Annotated in this window: 18 protein-coding genes and 1 pseudogene; 10 read left to right on the top strand and 9 right to left on the bottom strand. The window is 43.8% G+C overall.

From position 1 onward, the window contains the following. Both QUA36_RS20540 and QUA36_RS20535 read right to left on the bottom strand, forming a co-directional pair. A partial coding sequence (locus QUA36_RS20540; protein WP_333458913.1) for a CHASE3 domain-containing protein occupies positions 1 to 808 on the bottom strand: 808 nt, incomplete at its 3' end. After that, positions 805 to 1,176: a hypothetical protein gene (locus tag QUA36_RS20535; RefSeq protein ID WP_333458912.1), complete on the bottom strand. Its 372-nt coding sequence runs from the start codon at positions 1,174 to 1,176 to the stop codon at positions 805 to 807. The genes QUA36_RS20535 and QUA36_RS20540, both read right to left, overlap by 4 nt. 67 nt (positions 1,177 to 1,243) lie before the next feature. Here QUA36_RS20535 and QUA36_RS20530 point away from each other — a divergent pair, with 67 nt between their 5' ends. Beyond that, positions 1,244 to 2,266: a cysteine peptidase family C39 domain-containing protein gene (locus QUA36_RS20530; RefSeq protein ID WP_333458911.1), complete on the top strand. Its 1,023-nt coding sequence runs from the start codon at positions 1,244 to 1,246 to the stop codon at positions 2,264 to 2,266. 236 nt (positions 2,267 to 2,502) lie between these two features. Here QUA36_RS20530 and QUA36_RS20525 read toward each other — a convergent pair whose 3' ends face one another. Both QUA36_RS20525 and QUA36_RS20520 read right to left on the bottom strand, forming a co-directional pair. Further along, a complete protein-coding gene (locus QUA36_RS20525; RefSeq protein ID WP_333458910.1) occupies positions 2,503 to 2,991 on the bottom strand; it encodes a hypothetical protein in 489 nt (162 codons plus the stop codon). A 170-nt stretch (positions 2,992 to 3,161) separates the two neighbouring features. Next, positions 3,162 to 4,190: an isochorismatase gene (locus QUA36_RS20520; protein WP_333458909.1), complete on the bottom strand. Its 1,029-nt coding sequence runs from the start codon at positions 4,188 to 4,190 to the stop codon at positions 3,162 to 3,164. Between the two features lie 78 nt (positions 4,191 to 4,268). Here QUA36_RS20520 and QUA36_RS20515 point away from each other — a divergent pair, with 78 nt between their 5' ends. Continuing rightward, positions 4,269 to 5,000, top strand: a complete 732-nt coding sequence (locus QUA36_RS20515) for a TVP38/TMEM64 family protein (protein WP_333458908.1) — start codon at positions 4,269 to 4,271, stop codon at positions 4,998 to 5,000. A gap of 16 nt (positions 5,001 to 5,016) precedes the next feature. Further along, positions 5,017 to 6,552 (top strand): mercuric reductase, encoded by a 1,536-nt coding sequence (locus QUA36_RS20510; protein WP_333458907.1) that lies wholly within the window; start codon positions 5,017 to 5,019, stop codon positions 6,550 to 6,552. Between the two features lie 253 nt (positions 6,553 to 6,805). On the opposite strand, the gene QUA36_RS20505 is transcribed toward QUA36_RS20510, so the two are convergent. From QUA36_RS20505 to QUA36_RS20495, 3 genes are all read right to left on the bottom strand, one after another. Beyond that, complete coding sequence (locus QUA36_RS20505; RefSeq protein WP_333458906.1) at positions 6,806 to 7,390, bottom strand: Uma2 family endonuclease; 585 nt, start codon at positions 7,388 to 7,390, stop codon at positions 6,806 to 6,808. A 70-nt stretch (positions 7,391 to 7,460) separates the two neighbouring features. After that, positions 7,461 to 8,309 carry a phosphatase domain-containing protein gene (locus QUA36_RS20500; protein ID WP_333458905.1) on the bottom strand — a complete coding sequence of 283 codons (849 nt, stop codon included), beginning with the start codon at positions 8,307 to 8,309 and terminating at the stop codon, positions 7,461 to 7,463. Positions 8,310 to 8,537: 228 nt separating this feature from the next. Continuing rightward, complete coding sequence (locus QUA36_RS20495; protein WP_333458904.1) at positions 8,538 to 9,623, bottom strand: T4 RnlA family RNA ligase; 1,086 nt, start codon at positions 9,621 to 9,623, stop codon at positions 8,538 to 8,540. A gap of 190 nt (positions 9,624 to 9,813) precedes the next feature. On the opposite strand from QUA36_RS20495, the gene QUA36_RS20490 reads away from it, so the two are divergent. From QUA36_RS20490 to QUA36_RS20470, 5 genes are all read left to right on the top strand, one after another. Then, positions 9,814 to 10,374, top strand: coding sequence for a hypothetical protein (locus QUA36_RS20490; RefSeq protein WP_333167829.1), 561 nt, complete (start codon positions 9,814 to 9,816; stop codon positions 10,372 to 10,374). Between the two features lie 146 nt (positions 10,375 to 10,520). After that, a complete protein-coding gene (locus QUA36_RS20485) occupies positions 10,521 to 11,525 on the top strand; it encodes a hypothetical protein (protein WP_333458903.1) in 1,005 nt (334 codons plus the stop codon). A 135-nt stretch (positions 11,526 to 11,660) separates the two neighbouring features. Then, on the top strand, positions 11,661 to 11,840 hold the full coding sequence (locus tag QUA36_RS20480) for a prevent-host-death family protein (protein ID WP_333458902.1): 180 nt from the start codon (positions 11,661 to 11,663) through the stop codon (positions 11,838 to 11,840). Further along, positions 11,837 to 12,079 carry a type II toxin-antitoxin system VapC family toxin gene (locus tag QUA36_RS20475; RefSeq protein WP_333458901.1) on the top strand — a complete coding sequence of 81 codons (243 nt, stop codon included), beginning with the start codon at positions 11,837 to 11,839 and terminating at the stop codon, positions 12,077 to 12,079. The genes QUA36_RS20480 and QUA36_RS20475 overlap by 4 nt, the downstream gene beginning before the upstream one ends. Positions 12,080 to 12,133: 54 nt before the next feature. Then, positions 12,134 to 12,274 (top strand): hypothetical protein, encoded by a 141-nt coding sequence (locus QUA36_RS20470; protein WP_333458900.1) that lies wholly within the window; start codon positions 12,134 to 12,136, stop codon positions 12,272 to 12,274. 34 nt (positions 12,275 to 12,308) lie between these two features. Here QUA36_RS20470 and QUA36_RS20465 read toward each other — a convergent pair. Together QUA36_RS20465 and QUA36_RS20460 are read right to left on the bottom strand one after the other, a co-directional pair. Beyond that, positions 12,309 to 12,764, bottom strand: a pseudogene (locus QUA36_RS20465) (Panacea domain-containing protein). A gap of 77 nt (positions 12,765 to 12,841) precedes the next feature. After that, entirely contained in the window at positions 12,842 to 13,066 is a 225-nt protein-coding gene (locus QUA36_RS20460) for a hypothetical protein (protein WP_333458899.1), read from the bottom strand. 136 nt (positions 13,067 to 13,202) lie between these two features. Between QUA36_RS20460 and hemC the strand changes: the two genes are divergently transcribed. Together hemC and QUA36_RS20450 are read left to right on the top strand one after the other, a co-directional pair. Next, positions 13,203 to 14,174, top strand: a complete 972-nt coding sequence (gene hemC / locus QUA36_RS20455) for a hydroxymethylbilane synthase (protein ID WP_333458898.1) — start codon at positions 13,203 to 13,205, stop codon at positions 14,172 to 14,174. Between the two features lie 360 nt (positions 14,175 to 14,534). After that, entirely contained in the window at positions 14,535 to 15,362 is an 828-nt protein-coding gene (locus QUA36_RS20450; RefSeq protein ID WP_333458897.1) for a S1C family serine protease, read from the top strand. Positions 15,363 to 15,385 lie beyond the last annotated feature (23 nt).

Raw genomic sequence — 15,385 nt, 5'->3', positions numbered from 1 at the left:
CAGCTTGGGCTTGCTGGGCTGATTGTTGGGAAGCCGCGCCCAACTCATCCATTGTGATTGTAGTTTGATTTACAGAGTTCGATTGCTGTGCGGCTGTGCGTTCCTGCTGTTCTACTGTGGCGGCAATCTCTGTGGAAGAACTAACAATCATATTGACTGACTGATTCATGCTCTTTGCAATGCCTGAAGCAATCCACAGAGCGATCGCAATTGCCGTAAGTGCAGCTAAAGCAGTGCTTAAAATCACCACTGTAGTCAGGAACTGCAAAGCTTGAATTTGCTCTTTTTGTCGGTCAATTAAAATCTCTTGTTGGGTGCTTTCAAACTCCTTAGCTATAGCATCAACCTGACGAAGCTTTGGTACAATTTGTGTTTTCCACAAGTTAATTCCATCGTCTCGCTTACCTCGATCGACCAAAGAAAAGGATTGTCTATAGCCTTGGTCTATCTGATCTTGTAATACATTCATTTCATCTAGCCGCTGGAGCTGCTGTGGGTTTTGAACCCGCTTAAGTAAATCCTGATGGAATTGATCGAAGCTTCGTACAGCTTCATTGTATTCAGTTAAGAAATCACTCTCTTGTGCCAAAAAATAGCCACGAGCAGCTTTCTGCATACCTGAGAATCCCAGTTCAAGATCTTTTAAACCTATAACAATAGCATTAGAATTATTTAGCACTTTTGCTTTGTGTTCTACTTCTTTAGCATTAAAGAAAACCAAAGTAGCTGCTCCAACTGAAAGCAAAATCGGTAGGGAATATCCCCACAGAATACGATCTCTTAATTTGGTGGCTTTGAAGTTAATCATCTTGATTTTTTCCTCTCTTTAAAAACAAACAAATTAATCCCCTTCAAAGCAATGGGAACTGCATATCCGAGTCGCCTCCGGTTTCTCAGCTTTAAGTTGGCAAACATGGTAATATCTCCTGTTGGGTTAGGTAGCTGAATTATTTCATTCTCAACCATTGACTCAGACTCATCAAGAAAAACCTGAAAAAACTTAATATCGAGCAAGCTATACAGATCAAAGTCTTTAGGATTGATGGTTGTTTTGCCTGCTTCGATTTTGGATAAATCCTGTTTATTCGATTGTAGCTGGAAATTCAGGAACGAAACCCAAACATCGTCAAATTCTCTCCCCCACTCTTCCTCTCTCTCACTCTTCCTCTCTCTCACTATTGATTGGGGTTCAAGTCGATCGCATAAATGTTACAACCTAGTTAAGCAACACAATTTTGAGTTCATGGAAATAGTAGTGACGTTGGTGCTGGGTTCGGTGCTGTTTGTCTGGGGAATGCGGTTCGGGCGGGCGTTAGTTCGATCTGGAGTGACGGCTAATGATTTGTTTAAGGGCAGAAATTCGCTCGCCCTAGCTTTTTTGGGTTTTTATATTGCCTTGCTGCTACTGGCTCTAAATATGCCTCAAATGCCTGTTTTGCCGATCGAGTGGCGCTTTCACGGGATGCGAGTTACTTGGACTTTGCTACGAGTGATGCTGATGGGAGTCTGCGGTATTGGGTTTAGTATAAGTTGGGCGACAGCGCGATCGCAAGTAATCGCAGTAATTTTAATTTGCTTGTTGGGATTGGGAGGATTTACAGGCGCTGAAAACTATTTCATGGCGCCAATTTACGATGATTTAATAGATAATTTACAGCCCAACGGTGTATTTCGACAAACATCTAACAGCAGTTGCGCGCCCGCCGCCCTAGCAACAGTGTTAAGGCGTTGGGGAATCGATGCGACGGAATCGAGTGTAGCGCGTTTTGCCCGGACGAGTCGCTTGGGAACTTCGATGCCACAGTTAATAATAGCAGCAAGAGCTTTGGGCGTAAATGCGATCGAACTAAGGCCTACTTGGGAGCAAATTCAGCAAATTAATCGCCCCGGAGTTCTAGCAGTTTGGCTATTTGACGGCCCTCGGAAGCTACCCCACGCGGTCGCTTTGCTGGGCATGAATGACAGTGTAGCTGCCATTGGAGACCCGGCGCGGGGCAGGATTTTCTATTTAGATAGGGCAACTTTTACCCAGATTTGGCGCGAAGAATACGTGCCGATTTTTCGTTCGGCGGATATCTTGTTAAATGACAAACAAGCTATTGACTATTTGAGTAAATTAGGATATAATTCTGGTAATTTGCAAGCAGATATCGAGCGATTTCAAACAGAGAAAAAATTAAAGGTCAGCGGCAAATTAGACCGAATGACTGAGTTAATGTTGAGCGGCAGTTTTTTGCAAGAAGTCCCCAGATTGGATGGGAAATAGTTATTGAAAATCGTCAAGCGGAGAGGCACTCTGGACCGACAGAAAATACGAATCATGCGGTTTTTTTCAAACAATCTTTGAGTCATTCGTTGATAGCGATCGCAAATATTCGATCGCCCCAGCAGATGATCGACGATCGCACCTGGGTAGCATGGCTGCCTGAAATTACCGTAAGCGTAGGCAGTTGCATCTAATTTCTCGTATATTTTTAGGGTCGATCGCACCTTGGCTACGCCTCACCGTTTTTGACAATTGGGAACAGTTGAATCACTCATTTTAGGCTCAGACAGCTTGACTTCCCATCCCGGTAAATTCCACCAATTAACTCGCTGATTCGGCTGAATCCAAAAGTTTAGTTGCGTGATCTTGCCATCCTCAAATCTGAGTGTGGGAAAGGTAGGATAACTGGTATCATCGGTTTCGCGATAAGTGCGTCCCAGGTAATTTAGGCACGTCGTTAATCCCTCAGTAATTCCCAATTCTTCCACTCCCGTTCCCTTCAATTTGGCATCATCGTAGCTGAAAGAACCGTTAAATGAATTACCCGCTAACCCGCCTTTGGTAACAGTGATGGTGAAATCGTAGGTTACGGGAACTGCGTAGGCTTGAGTTACAGTTACAACTGTGCTCAGAAGAGTCGTGGCTATGGCCACCGAGAGTTTTGAAATTGCTCGCACACTCGCATCCCGAAAAGGAACAACACTATAAATTTCGCTTGCAATCATCGGGAAACTCCTTTATTACACTTCTACAGTAAGTGATTTTTCGGATATGATATCATAAGTAATCCGTTAAATGCGATCGCAGCAGAGTGCCAAGCGAACAAAAATTACCGCCTCTGGTTAATCATGTATACTTTTTTTGCACTGAAAACCCCAAGCGAAAACACTCGTCTTTAATCGCCCAGAATTAACTGAGTAGATTTAACCACATTCATTCCCGCCGCCGCAAATTTTTGATAAGCTGCATCTGCTTGTTCCGTAAAATCCACAACCCCCGGCACAACCACAGGCGAAGTGCAATCTTCCAGCAAATAAACCTTCTTTGCCAAATTCGGATCTCGCGCCAAAATTTCCCTTAACAAATCATCAATTGTCCAAGCAACGCAGTGACTTTTTGCTTGTCCGGCAATAATTACTGCCTCAAAATCGAGCAATTTATCAATAAACTTAGCATTCTTTTCAGCAATCGGATTGCCGTCGAATCCATCTAAAACTTCGGGCCGCAAAACCGAATAGTTTTCTGTCAGTGGATTCCCGCCTTTGATTTCAAAAAGTGCTTGGCTATTGCGGGCTATAGTATGAAAAAATACTGCTTCTTCCACCGCAGAAACCAGCGCGTGTCCGATGCCACCCAGCATCGAGTGATAAGGCCAAATTGTCAGGGGATATTTCCCATCGTCGCTGAGTTTTTTGACGTAGTGACAAGCCTGTTTTTCCAGTGCTGAAAAATTGCCCCCGCTGATGTTATCGGCGACGGCTGGATTGACTTTCCAAATGCCTTGCTGCACGTCTTCTAAAGTAATTGATGTGACGGCAGGTAGGGGGTGTTCGCCTGCTTCGTTTATCCAAAAGATTGGATGAAAAATTTGCATGGCGGTGTGGGTGTCCATTGTCGGCGCAATGGTTGTAATCGCGTTTAAATTGCGGTAAATAAATTCGCACAGCCGCAGGTTATCATCAACTGCACCACTACCGGAACGCCCGCCAACAAATAGTTCAAATTCGGGCAAGCAAAAGGTATTTTGGGCATCGATTATCAGCAAACAAATGCGTTTTTTGTCGCTGGATGCTGGCTGGATGCTGTGCTGCTTTGCCCAATCTTTCGCTTGGGCGGCCCGTTCTTGGTAGGGGACTCGCCAGACTTCGCCTACTTTTTTGGGGTCGAAATGTTCGGGGATTGGGAGTTGGGCTTTTGGTGTCATAACCTATCGCTTTTATGGTAGTTGACAGTAATAATTTAAGTTTGGAGTATAATGCTGATCAATATTTGCGGGTGAATCATGGCAAAAGAACGAATCCAAGATTATGCTAGGGTAAAATTTAAACGCATAGTGTTGTTTTTTTCGATCGCACTTTTGCTTGCTATCTTAATTGTAGCAACTAGATCTGCCTACATTCAAGATGTTTTGAGAACTCTGTTAATGCGGATTGAGGATTTAGGGTGGTGGGGGCCAGTGGCTTTCGTAGCTACTTATAACTTGGCTACTGTGCTGTTTGTACCGGGTTCGGTACTGACGCTGGGAGGGGGGGCGATTTTTGGTTTGTGGTGGGGTTCAGTTTACGTATTTGCGGCGTCCATTTTAGGTGCTGTATTTGCTTTTGCGATCGGGCGCTATTTGTGCCGCGATCGCGTGGTAAAATATATGGAATCTCACCCCAAGTTTAAAGCTCTCGATCGCGCTGTTTCCCAACAAGGATTAAAAATAGTTTTTTTAACTCGTCTTTGTCCTTTATTTCCTTTCAATTTATTGAATTACGCTCTGGGAATCACTCAAGTTTCTTTGAAAGATTACGTGCTGGGTTCCTTTGGCATGATACCGGGTACAATTATGTACGTCTACTCCGGCTCTTTGGTGGGAGAGGTTGCTGCGATAGGCACGCAAACTGTGTATGCAAGTCCTCAAGATTCCGCAGTAAAATGGTTGATTAATATTATCAGTTTTCTTGCTACTGTCGCTGTTACTGTCTTTATCACTCGCATAGCCAGCAAAGCTTTGGAAGAAAGTATTTAATTAGGAGGATTTGCGAATGCCCCAGTCAGAATTCGATCGCGTAACTGTCCCCCCGATGGACGAACACAACCAGAAATTAGTCTCCTATTTGCATCCGCCAGATTGGGTAAATCCGCAGCCGGCTAGTTCTTATAATTTAGTAGTAATTGGCGCGGGGCCCGCTGGATTAATTGTTGCTGCAGGTGCCGCAGGTTTGGGCGCGAAAGTTGCTTTGATTGAAAAACATTTAATGGGCGGTGACTGTTTGAATGTCGGTTGTGTGCCGTCAAAAGCTTTAATTCGATCGTCTCGTACTGTCGGCGATATCTGGGAAGCAAGTAAATTTGGTGTTAATGTTTCTGACAGTGTAGAAGTGGATTTTGCCGCTGTGATGGAACGGCTGCGCCGCATCAGGGCGGGAATCAGCGATGTTGATTCTGTTGAACGCTACCAGTACAAATTAGGAGTTGATGTTTTTTTAGGTTCTGGTCGTTTTACTAGCAATAATACAGTAGAAGTTGCAGGCAAAACTCTCCGCTTTAAAAAAGCAGTAATTGCCACAGGTGCAAGGGCGCTACAACCGCAAATTCCAGGTTTACAGGAAGCTGAATATCTGACAAATGAAACTGTCTTTAACCTCACGGAAAGGCCACAACGCTTAGCTGTAATTGGCGCAGGGCCGATCGGCTGCGAATTGGCCCAAGCCTTTCGGCGGCTGGGTTCGGAAGTCGTATTGCTGCACAAAAATGCTCAGATTTTAGACAAAGAAGATGCGGAGGCTGCTACGATTGTACAACAGGCTTTTGTAAAGGAAAAAATTCAGTTAATACTTGAATCCAAAATAGAGCGCGTTGAGAAAACAAATGCAGGCAAAGTAATTTATTATAAATGTCAAGGTGAGGAAGCATCGGTAACAGTAGATGAAATTATTGTGAGTACAGGGCGATCGCCCAACGTCGAAGGATTGAATCTAGAGGCGATCGGTGTCGAATACGATACACGAACTGGCGTCTTTGTCAACGACAATTTGCAAACTACTAATCCCCGCATTTATGCCGCAGGTGATATTTGCATGAAACATAAATTTACTCACGCTGCTGATTTTGCCGCGAGAATGGTAATTCAAAACACTCTATTTTTCGGGCGCAAAAAGCTCAGCGCTTTAACGATACCTTGGTGTACTTACACAAACCCGGAAATTGCGCGCGTCGGATTGGGCGAACACGAAGCTAAGGAAAAAGGCATTGATATCGATACATTTTTAATTCCTTTCCATCAAGTCGATCGGGCAATTATTGACGGCGAAGAGGAAGGATTTGTGAAAATTCACGTCAAAAAAGGCAGCGATAAAATATTAGGTGCAACTATTGTAGCGCGACACGCTGGGGATATGATTAGCGAGATTACTTTGGCAATGGTTAACAATATTGGTTTGGGAAAGATTGCTAGCACAATTCACCCGTATCCGACACAAGCTGATGCAATTCGGAAAGCCGGAGATGCTTACAATCGCACTCGTTTGACTCCGTTTGTGAAGAATTTGTTTAATCGCTGGCTGGCTTGGACGCGGTAGTTTGAACTGTATTGAATCAACACCAGGTACAATTGAACCGTAGGGGCGGGTTCACCAACCATCTATGGAAAAAATTAATAACCTCCTAAACTCGCCCCCACCCGATAGAAAATACAAATTTACCATTAATTTCTTGAATCAAATGTTGATGTAAAATAGGGTGTTGGAGGGCGGGTTTATCAGATTGTTTGATTTGTGTTAAAGATTTCGGTGAACCCGCCCCTACAGAGATTGCGCTTTTCAATATTCCCATTTACGTTTCTGTTTCTGTTTCAAATCCAACACCTTCATACAAAAGTGCGATCGGCAAATCAAACCCAATACTTGATAAAGTGATAATCTCTCCAGCAGTGTAAGAATAGTAAAGCCACATTCTGCCCTCGCCCCGACAGTAACGTTCAACAAAAATCTTTTGTGAATCAATCAAGATATACTCTTGCAAAGTCGGAATTTTTAGGTAACAAGTGAATTTTTCATCCCGATCTTTAGCACTTGTACTGGGAGAAAGAACTTCCACAATGATTTTAGGATTCTGAATGAATGTGCGGGAATTCATGTCTTGAGGGTCGCAACTGACTATCACATCAGGGTAGTAGTAACGGCTTTGAAAACTGACTTGCAATTTCACGTCTGACACGTTGATCCGACAGCCTCTAGAACGCAGATGCGGGTACAAGTTCCTGTAAAAGTTGAGTGCAAGATCGTTATGGGGAATTGTACTGCCTGTCATGGCAAAAACTTCGCCGTTGACATATTCGTGGCGAATCTCTTGTTGAGCTTCCCATTCGAGATATTCGTCAACGGTCATTTTTTGTGGTGCTTGGGGAATGGCTACCATAACAAAATTTTTTGTAATGTTACTTTGATTATAGCATTAGGCATGGGACAATTTTCAGAAAAACCATAGATCAAAAATCCCCTTCATCTACTTGGAATACTGTCAATCCCAAGCCTCTCCACATATCAACAACTTGTTGGCGATCGTCCAAAACAAACTTAATGTTATATTTTCCTGCAATATGCCGCCGATAGAACTCCTCTTTAATAATCGAATCCTTCCTCATATCTCCGGTTTTCCGCATATAAAGACTGGCATAATTAACCTCGTACTGCTGCAACCATTTTTCAGTTTGAGGCTGACAATCATCTGTGCGGCCCGACACTACAATAATATGGGCGCTGGACTGCCACTTGCGAACGGTCTCTAAAACTGGCGGATTGGGCAAATCGCGATCGCACGTAGAAGCATCAAAAGGATTTCTGCCGTTTAGAAGTGCCAGCGTACCGTCCATATCAACAATAATTGCATCCGGCAAATCCGGGTTATATTCCGGCGGCGCAACGGGAACCCGCACGTACTTATTGTACATCTTCATGATCACATCTTTGCCCACCGAATTAAGCCTTTTCAAATCCCGTTTAATACATTCCTCAACCGGAACTTGCAGGAAAGAATCATTAACTTCGACGATGGCTTTACCTTTTACCAACTGTTTGATATGCTCGATGTGAGGCCCGAAATTAGTATCATCAACAATGACGTGCTTGCCACTTTCCAAAGCCATCAAAATAATCGTATCTCTCAACTGCACAATAAACTTTTCATTTGCCGGCGACCAATGAGAAGCGTGAGCCATTTCTCTGAGCAAATCTTTATTGCTACGCACCCACTTTGCAGGTTCAGACAGCAGCAACTCCCTAGCAAATTGAGATTTTCCCGAAGCAGGTAAACCGACCAGTACAATAACTCTTTTCATGGTAATTGGTAATTGGTAATTGGGCATTGGGCATTGGGCATTGGGCATTGGGCATTGGGCATTGGGCATTGTTTAAATACTTACCTCTTCATTCCATCCGTTAGATCCGTTACATCCCGTACATTGCTCGTTGCCGAACTTCCCTCTTCCCTCTTTCTTAAACATTTGCCTCACGCTCGATAATTAATCCGTGTATCCGTGTCAAAATCCGTGTCGTGCCTTCTTCTTCTACAAACCTAAATGGATGTAATCTAAACCCAGCAACTCTTCTATTTTATGAATAGTAACATCGCGGAGAGCTTCTTTCACTCCCGCAACTCTTCGGGCCCGCAAAGAAAACAAAATCCCGGAATACGGCAAATGTTTCACAGCTAATGCAAAATCTTTCTGAACTTCGATATGTTCGTGCTGTCGGTAAGCTTCCTCGATTTCTTCAACCAAAGATTGATATTTCTCCTTAACTTGTTGATACAACTCACTCCACTCAGGAAAATAAGCTAAAAACTCTTCTCCTTCATTAGTTAAAACAATTTCTATCAGGCGGCGGGTCGAAAACCCTTCGCGCAGATGGGAAATCGCGACATATTGCGGAGACTTAACTTTAACTCGGTTGAAGTTAGCGTCGCAGATAATATACCCTTCCGAATCCATCGGATCTAAATGTTGAGCCGCTTCAATAACTTCTTTCCAGCTAGTTAAAGGATAGGATGCTACCAATTCCCAGCCGTATTTATTTGCCCAAATACTAGGGTCGGTTTCTAGCAGCGTTTGAGTGTTGCGAACCCCGTGCAGCACGATTTGATTGTTTTTTGGCTGGACAACTATTCTATTGTAAAGCGTTATCAATTCAAAGATAAAACACTGGTCGGTTTCTTGTGGCAATTGATATCCCAATTCTTGCCAGACTTTCCAAAAAAGTTCGGCAAAGCTGAATCCAAAACCATTAACTTCGCCGCTGGCGTCGGGAGTGCCGCTAGATTGCACTCTCCATTCTCCCTTGTAAAAATACAGTACAGTCAGAGAACCGTCTAGTTTTTCATAAACTTTGGCATGACTCCAATCAATTGCAGCGGCGTGAATTTCTCCGTAATTAAAAAATTTGTCGTAGGGATAAGAAACTATCTGCCAATCTTGAGATGAATCTAAAATAATGCCTCGGCACTGCTGGACTATTTTTTCGCCCAGGGGAGATTCTATCTGCGAGTATTTCAGACAGACTAAATCGGGATATTGGCGGTGGCGGGTAACTTTGATATGATAAATTTCGGACAAAGTTTCCAATCCGTGCTGGCGCAAATACTCTTGCAGTTCCACTATCGACTCCTAAATTGCTCGCCTTCTCTATATTATATATGACTTCATATTCTGGCAGCATTGTCAAGATAGTCAAAAAACATTTTTCCCGGAAAAGCGAGTGTTAAATTGGTATTTTGAATTATGGTTGTACATACGTGAATGCGGTTCGCCGCCCAACTAAACTATTGGAATATTAAGGGAAAAGACCGTGAAGAAGAAATTATTACTTTTGGCTACTTCTGCTTGTGTATTGACGGCTTTAGTACCTCCCTCGGTTGTTTTTGGCTCTTCGCAATTGTCGCAGCGACAATCGGGAAAAACACAAATTGCTCAAGGAGGCACTGCGGTTCCGGTAAATCAAATTTTGCAAAAGTTAAAAGGCAAAACGCAAGTGCCTATTTTTATTCCCAGCAGGATTCCGCTTTCGGGAAAAATGTACTATCCAACTACAGCACAAGCAAACAGCTATGCTATTTCAATCGATTATAAACCAGATTGCGGCGGTACGACAGTTTGCTCTTTTGGGTCAATTCTAGGTCAAAAAGGCGGGGAGTTTACTACAAAACTAGAAGGGGTAACTAAGACGTTAAAAAATGTCAAACTTGCGGGCGGAGTGAAAGGAGTTTATCATAACGGTTGCGGGGCTTACTGCACAGCAACTCTTCAGTGGAAAACTCAGGGTTTTATGTATACCGTCGCCATTAAGAACGGACGAGAATCCGATGTAATTTTAATAGGAAATTCTGCTATTAAAGCTGGGAAGCGTTAAGTTTAGCAGTCGGGGAGGCGCAACTTCTATATGTAGGGTGCGTAAGGGCGCACCTTACCCTTATTGTATAATATATCTTAACTCGCACTCGCCCCTTACAAGATGCTATTGTTTTTTTGCGCTGACCTACTTAGGGAGAAATCAGGATGAGGGGAAGATGGCTATTTGCGGCGATTTTTGCTTGTGTGGTGACTGCTTTTACTATCGCACCTTTGACACCAAACTCAGCGTTAGCAAGGACTGAACTCCCGATTACAGAAATCCGCTGGTTTAATTATTCCCGTGAAGATAGCTGGCAACCGATACAATTTATTGTACCCGATCGCAATACTACACAATCTGCCGGCAGCTCCAAGTTGCGGTTGTACGATGTTCATATTGCCAAGATGTTTGAGATTTCGCGTTTTTTGTGCGATCGCGATCGCACTTGGGCCGGTTACAATTGGTCTTACGGAGCCGCAAATGGCAACATTGACATGGGAAACTTCAAAATTAGCTGCAATCTCGCCCGTACCACAGCCACAACTTACGGGTTAGGTAAACCAGAAATTACAGTAATTCGCCGCAATTTCGACCTTCCAGGCGGCCAGCCATCTGTTGCTGTAGAAAAATATTCTATTCCTACTCTGAACGTTGAGAAAACTAGAGTTGTACAATGGAGAAACTTTGTCCAAAAATTCCCCCCAATTCCCAACAATTCAGGTACAAATCAAGCTAATACTCGTTTTCCAGTAAGTAACATTTCTCAGCAAATCAAAGGCAAAACACGAGTACCTGTTTTTCTACCGAGCCTACTTCCTTTATCTGACACTCAGCAACTTGATTTTGACGTGCAAGCTGGCTCCCACGGTTACATTGTTGAAATGTATTTAGGCAAAGACTGCCGCGGCGGAGCTTGTGCTTTTGGCACAATCACAGCTAAAAAAAATGAACCGTTTTCGCCTCCCTCGCAATTGCCTAGGGATACTTATAGAAGCATTGAATTAGCAGGCGGAATTAGGGGAATTTATTTCCAGACTTGTGGTAATTACTGCATTTCTTATGTGGAGTGGCAAAGGCTGGGTGTACTTTACCGAGTAAGTCTCAAAAATGGAAGGCAGTCAGAAGTTGTTGGGATAGCAAATTCTGCACTTCAAGCTGGGTCACGTTAATACTATTTTAGATTTGAAATTTGAAGTTTGAAGTTTTCCTTGATGTACAATTAAATTGTACCTAAAAAAACCAATAAGATGCCTGCGATTAGTCTTGAAGAAGCCAAGTAGAGCCTGCAAGCTATCTTGGAAAAGGTGGCCAAAGGAGAAGAAGTGACAATCGTACACGAAGGTAAAGTAGTAGCTCGCGTAGTCCCGCCGCTCACGAAAAAGCAGCGGTTAGCTGAACTCAAGAGATTCCGAGACTCTATTCAAGTAAAGGGTGAACCCCTGAGTGCAACAGTCATTAGGCTACGACAGAAGGAACGCTATTGATTTACTTGGATACTAGCGTCATTGCTCGCAATTACTGGCCAGAAGGTCTTAGGAAAGCATCTCAGCAGTTACTGGGGACTGAGACTGAACTAGGGTTAAGTCAGCTAGTTGAGGTAGAATTTTTTTCCGCACTGTCTCGCAGAGTGCGAATGAGAGAAATTTCTCAGGAAAGGGCAAGACAAATAGCAATAGAGTTTCAGGCAGAATTGGACGGTGATTTTTATACTCGCATCCCCTGAGAGTCAATTCATTACAATTTAGCTCGCGATTGGATTAGCCACTTTGAAGTACCGTTGCGTACCTTAGATGCACTGCATTTAGCAGTAGCAAGTTCTAATCAGTTGCTTTTGGTGACTGGCGATGAGGCTTGGGCTCGCAGTGCTCGGACTTTAGGAATTGAAGTTCAGTTATTGACTGCCGTAACTGAGGGCTAAAAGTTCGATCGACCTTTTGTCAGCGAAGCTGCACTTACGCCTCCACCAAAGGTGCATAGCAGGATTTCATATCCTCGTGGGAAATGATTTTAGTTGATATTTCCGCAGGTTCTAATCCCTGGCGGGCGTTGAGCCAAGGTGTCTCAGATTGTGTCAATTCTGCCAAATGTTTAGCACTTAATTCTCCATAAGCATTCCAAACTTCTTCGAGTACCTCAATCTCATCTTCTTCAAATTATCCCTCAAAATTATCAGGAGCGGGAATATCGGTATATTTGTAAGCTTTGTACTCATCCCAAACATGGCGGACAATGGGGCCGAAAACCCAAGCTTCAATATCTTGAAAAAATAGCTGCTGGCCTCTAAAGACTAAACTCCAAGCTTGTGCGTAATAAACGAGTTTTTGCAGTTTCAGAGGAGAAATAGTATCGCCTGCTTCTCGATCGACACGAGATAAAAAGTAACGAGCTACATCCAGAGCGCTTTTCATAGTTTTAGAATTTTAGTAATTTGACAAATTGACTTTTTATGGTAAACTATTCGGTGGCTTGAGAAGTTCGATCGCAATTACGATCGCCCTTTTCCCCTCGCAACTACATTTCTCTCTCCAAATCTCGCAACTTTTGAGCTAATTCTTTCGCGCTGCTGCTGAGCTAACTGCTCCTGCCAACCAGGTTCATCCGGCCCGACCCTAGGTAAATCGTACATCGCCCGCAGCCTTTGCTTTGGAATGTCGATCGCCCCGATGCCAGCGACTCCGAATGCTGGATGGGAAACATCATCAAGACTCACTGCTACTGGCGGTCAAAATCTGGTATTTCTATTTTATCGCCCGAATTATCCCAACCAGCAATTAAAGTCCCCACCTGCGGTACGCTAGATCAGGTGAATATATTGGCTGATTTCAAGCTATCCTCCGATCGATCTTATGTCCCCAACCACATCTGCCCCTTCCCGAACCGTTCGCATCGGTTCCCGCAAAAGCCAACTCGCTCTCGTGCAAACCCACTGGGTGCAAGAACAGCTACAGAAACACTTCCCGGAACACACTTTTGAAGTCCACACCATGTCCACCCAAGGGGACATAATTCTTGATGTCGCCCTAGCTAAAATTGGCGATAAAGGACTTTTCACCAAAGAATTAGAAACGGGGATGATTAACAATGAAACGGACTTTGCCGTTCATTCCCTCAAAGATTTGCCTACCAATTTGCCCGAAGGTTTAATTTTAGGATGTGTCACCGAACGGGAAAATCCCGCTGACGCCTTGGTAGTTCACTCCAAGCACAAAGACAAGCAACTCGACACCCTCCCAGAAGGTTCTGTAATCGGCACTTCTTCCCTGCGGCGGCTTGCTCAACTGCGACACCATTTCCCTCATTTTGAATTTAAAGATATTCGCGGCAATCTCAATACTAGACTCGCTAAATTAGATGAGGGCGGTTACGACGCGATTATTTTAGCAGTTGCCGGCCTCGAAAGATTGGGAATGGGCGATCGCATCCACCAAATTATCCCTGCTGAAATCTCCCTTCACGCCGTCGGACAAGGTGCTTTGGGCATCGAATGCCGCGCCGGAGACACAGAAATCATGGCACTGATTAAAGCTCTCGAACACTCGGAAACCGCCCAAAGATGTTATGCTGAACGCGCATTTCTGCGGGAATTAGAAGGCGGCTGTCAAGTGCCGATCGGCGTCAATACCAAAATAGAAAACGGTCAATTAACCTTAACCGGAATGGTATCGAGTCTCGACGGCCAGCGCTTCGTCAAAGATACTGTTTCCGGCGCTGCCGAAACTGCTGAACTGCTGGGAATTGACCTCGCTCACCGCTTGCGCCAACAGGGAGCTAGTGAAATTTTGGAGGAAATATTTGTCCAAGTTCAACGCGGTTCCTAAAACCGATCCGCATCTTTTTGTCAATGCTTTTAGACGCAATATATCGCCTTTTGTAAAATAAAAATAACAGGCGGTTTGCTTTTGCTTTCACAGGTTGAGTAGCAGTATGATTGTAGATTTTTGGTGGGGATTTTATTAGATAGGACTCGCGCGATAGATTTCAAAAATATCTGACTAATTTAGGACGCTCCGCACGAGTGGAGCAACCCGGTTTCTGATGTAAGTCTCGCTGTATAGCCCAAGATTTATGGTAAAAACCGGTTTTTTTTCGTAAGTCCTATAATTCTTAACATCCCCATCCACAATCTACAATCAAACATCCAAAATTAATCAGCAATTTATTTCAGGTAAAAGCCAAATATGAGCGCTAGAGAAACTCAATTAAAGCTGGAAGTGAAAAAGGTTCAGCAACTCTATAGCAAAATGCAAGCAGACCAACAAGCTTTGCAGAAGCAATTGAAAGAGTTCAAAACTCAAGCAGGAAATTTTTCGGATGCAGTCGAGCAAGTCTTGCCGTCCTTAGTTTCAATTTACGTCATGGATTGGGATACAGAAGAAGAGATTTCTTCAGGAAGCGGGTTCTTTGTATCGCCGGACATAATTGTCACGAACTATCACGTGGTAGAAGATATTGCCGATGAAGATTACTTCTATGAAGAAGATGAAATCGAACAGGTTTTAGTCGAAACTCACGACGGAAAATTGAGATTGGCAGAGGTGGTGTTTACTGGTAATGCCGAAGAAGATTTAGCATTACTCTTAATTAGCGATTTTACCTTCGACCCGAACACAGGGGAACAAGTGGATTCTCCCCAAGAATATCCTCCCCTAGAGTTGTCTTTTGATGTGAAAGTGGGAGATAGAGTAATTGCTGTGGGCAATCCTTTGGGGCAGTTTGCTTCAACTCTAACTCAAGGTATTGTGAGTGCAATTCGCGAACCAGAGGAATATGAAGAAGGCGACGATGAAGAAGATGATGTTGCTGAGGTGAAGGTGTTGCAAACTGATGCGGCGATTAATCCTGGAAATTCCGGCGGGCCCCTGATTAATATGGCTGGTCAAGTGGTTGGGGTGAATACGTGGGGATGGGAAGATGCTGATAATATTAATTTGGCGATCGCCTCTGAAGCTTTGGATGATTTTCTAGCGGGATTTGAGGAGACTTTTGAGGACAATTCTCAGAATTAGTCGGGAGTTATCCGTAATATGTG

Origin of the sequence: Microcoleus sp. Pol10D4 (genome assembly GCF_036701555.1) — a bacterium.
Classification (GTDB): domain Bacteria; phylum Cyanobacteriota; class Cyanobacteriia; order Cyanobacteriales; family Microcoleaceae; genus Microcoleus.
Note: the sequence above shows the minus strand (reverse complement) of the source record. Positions and strands in the feature narration are given on the sequence as shown.

Bases quoted from the DNA above. Each gene is read 5' to 3' on its own strand.
- QUA36_RS20500 (WP_333458905.1), bottom strand. From the start codon at position 8,309: ATGAAAAGAGTTATTGTACTGGTCGGTTTACCTGCTTCGGGAAAATCT.
- QUA36_RS20530 (WP_333458911.1), top strand. From the start codon at position 1,244: ATGGAAATAGTAGTGACGTTGGTGCTGGGTTCGGTGCTGTTTGTCTGG.
- QUA36_RS20450 (WP_333458897.1), top strand. From the start codon at position 14,535: ATGAGCGCTAGAGAAACTCAATTAAAGCTGGAAGTGAAAAAGGTTCAG.
- QUA36_RS20505 (WP_333458906.1), bottom strand. From the start codon at position 7,390: ATGGTAGCCATTCCCCAAGCACCACAAAAAATGACCGTTGACGAATAT.
- QUA36_RS20510 (WP_333458907.1), top strand. From the start codon at position 5,017: ATGCCCCAGTCAGAATTCGATCGCGTAACTGTCCCCCCGATGGACGAA.
- QUA36_RS20525 (WP_333458910.1), bottom strand. From the start codon at position 2,991: ATGATTGCAAGCGAAATTTATAGTGTTGTTCCTTTTCGGGATGCGAGT.
- hemC (WP_333458898.1), top strand. From the start codon at position 13,203: ATGTCCCCAACCACATCTGCCCCTTCCCGAACCGTTCGCATCGGTTCC.
- QUA36_RS20520 (WP_333458909.1), bottom strand. From the start codon at position 4,190: ATGACACCAAAAGCCCAACTCCCAATCCCCGAACATTTCGACCCCAAA.
- QUA36_RS20485 (WP_333458903.1), top strand. From the start codon at position 10,521: ATGAGGGGAAGATGGCTATTTGCGGCGATTTTTGCTTGTGTGGTGACT.
- QUA36_RS20515 (WP_333458908.1), top strand. From the start codon at position 4,269: ATGGCAAAAGAACGAATCCAAGATTATGCTAGGGTAAAATTTAAACGC.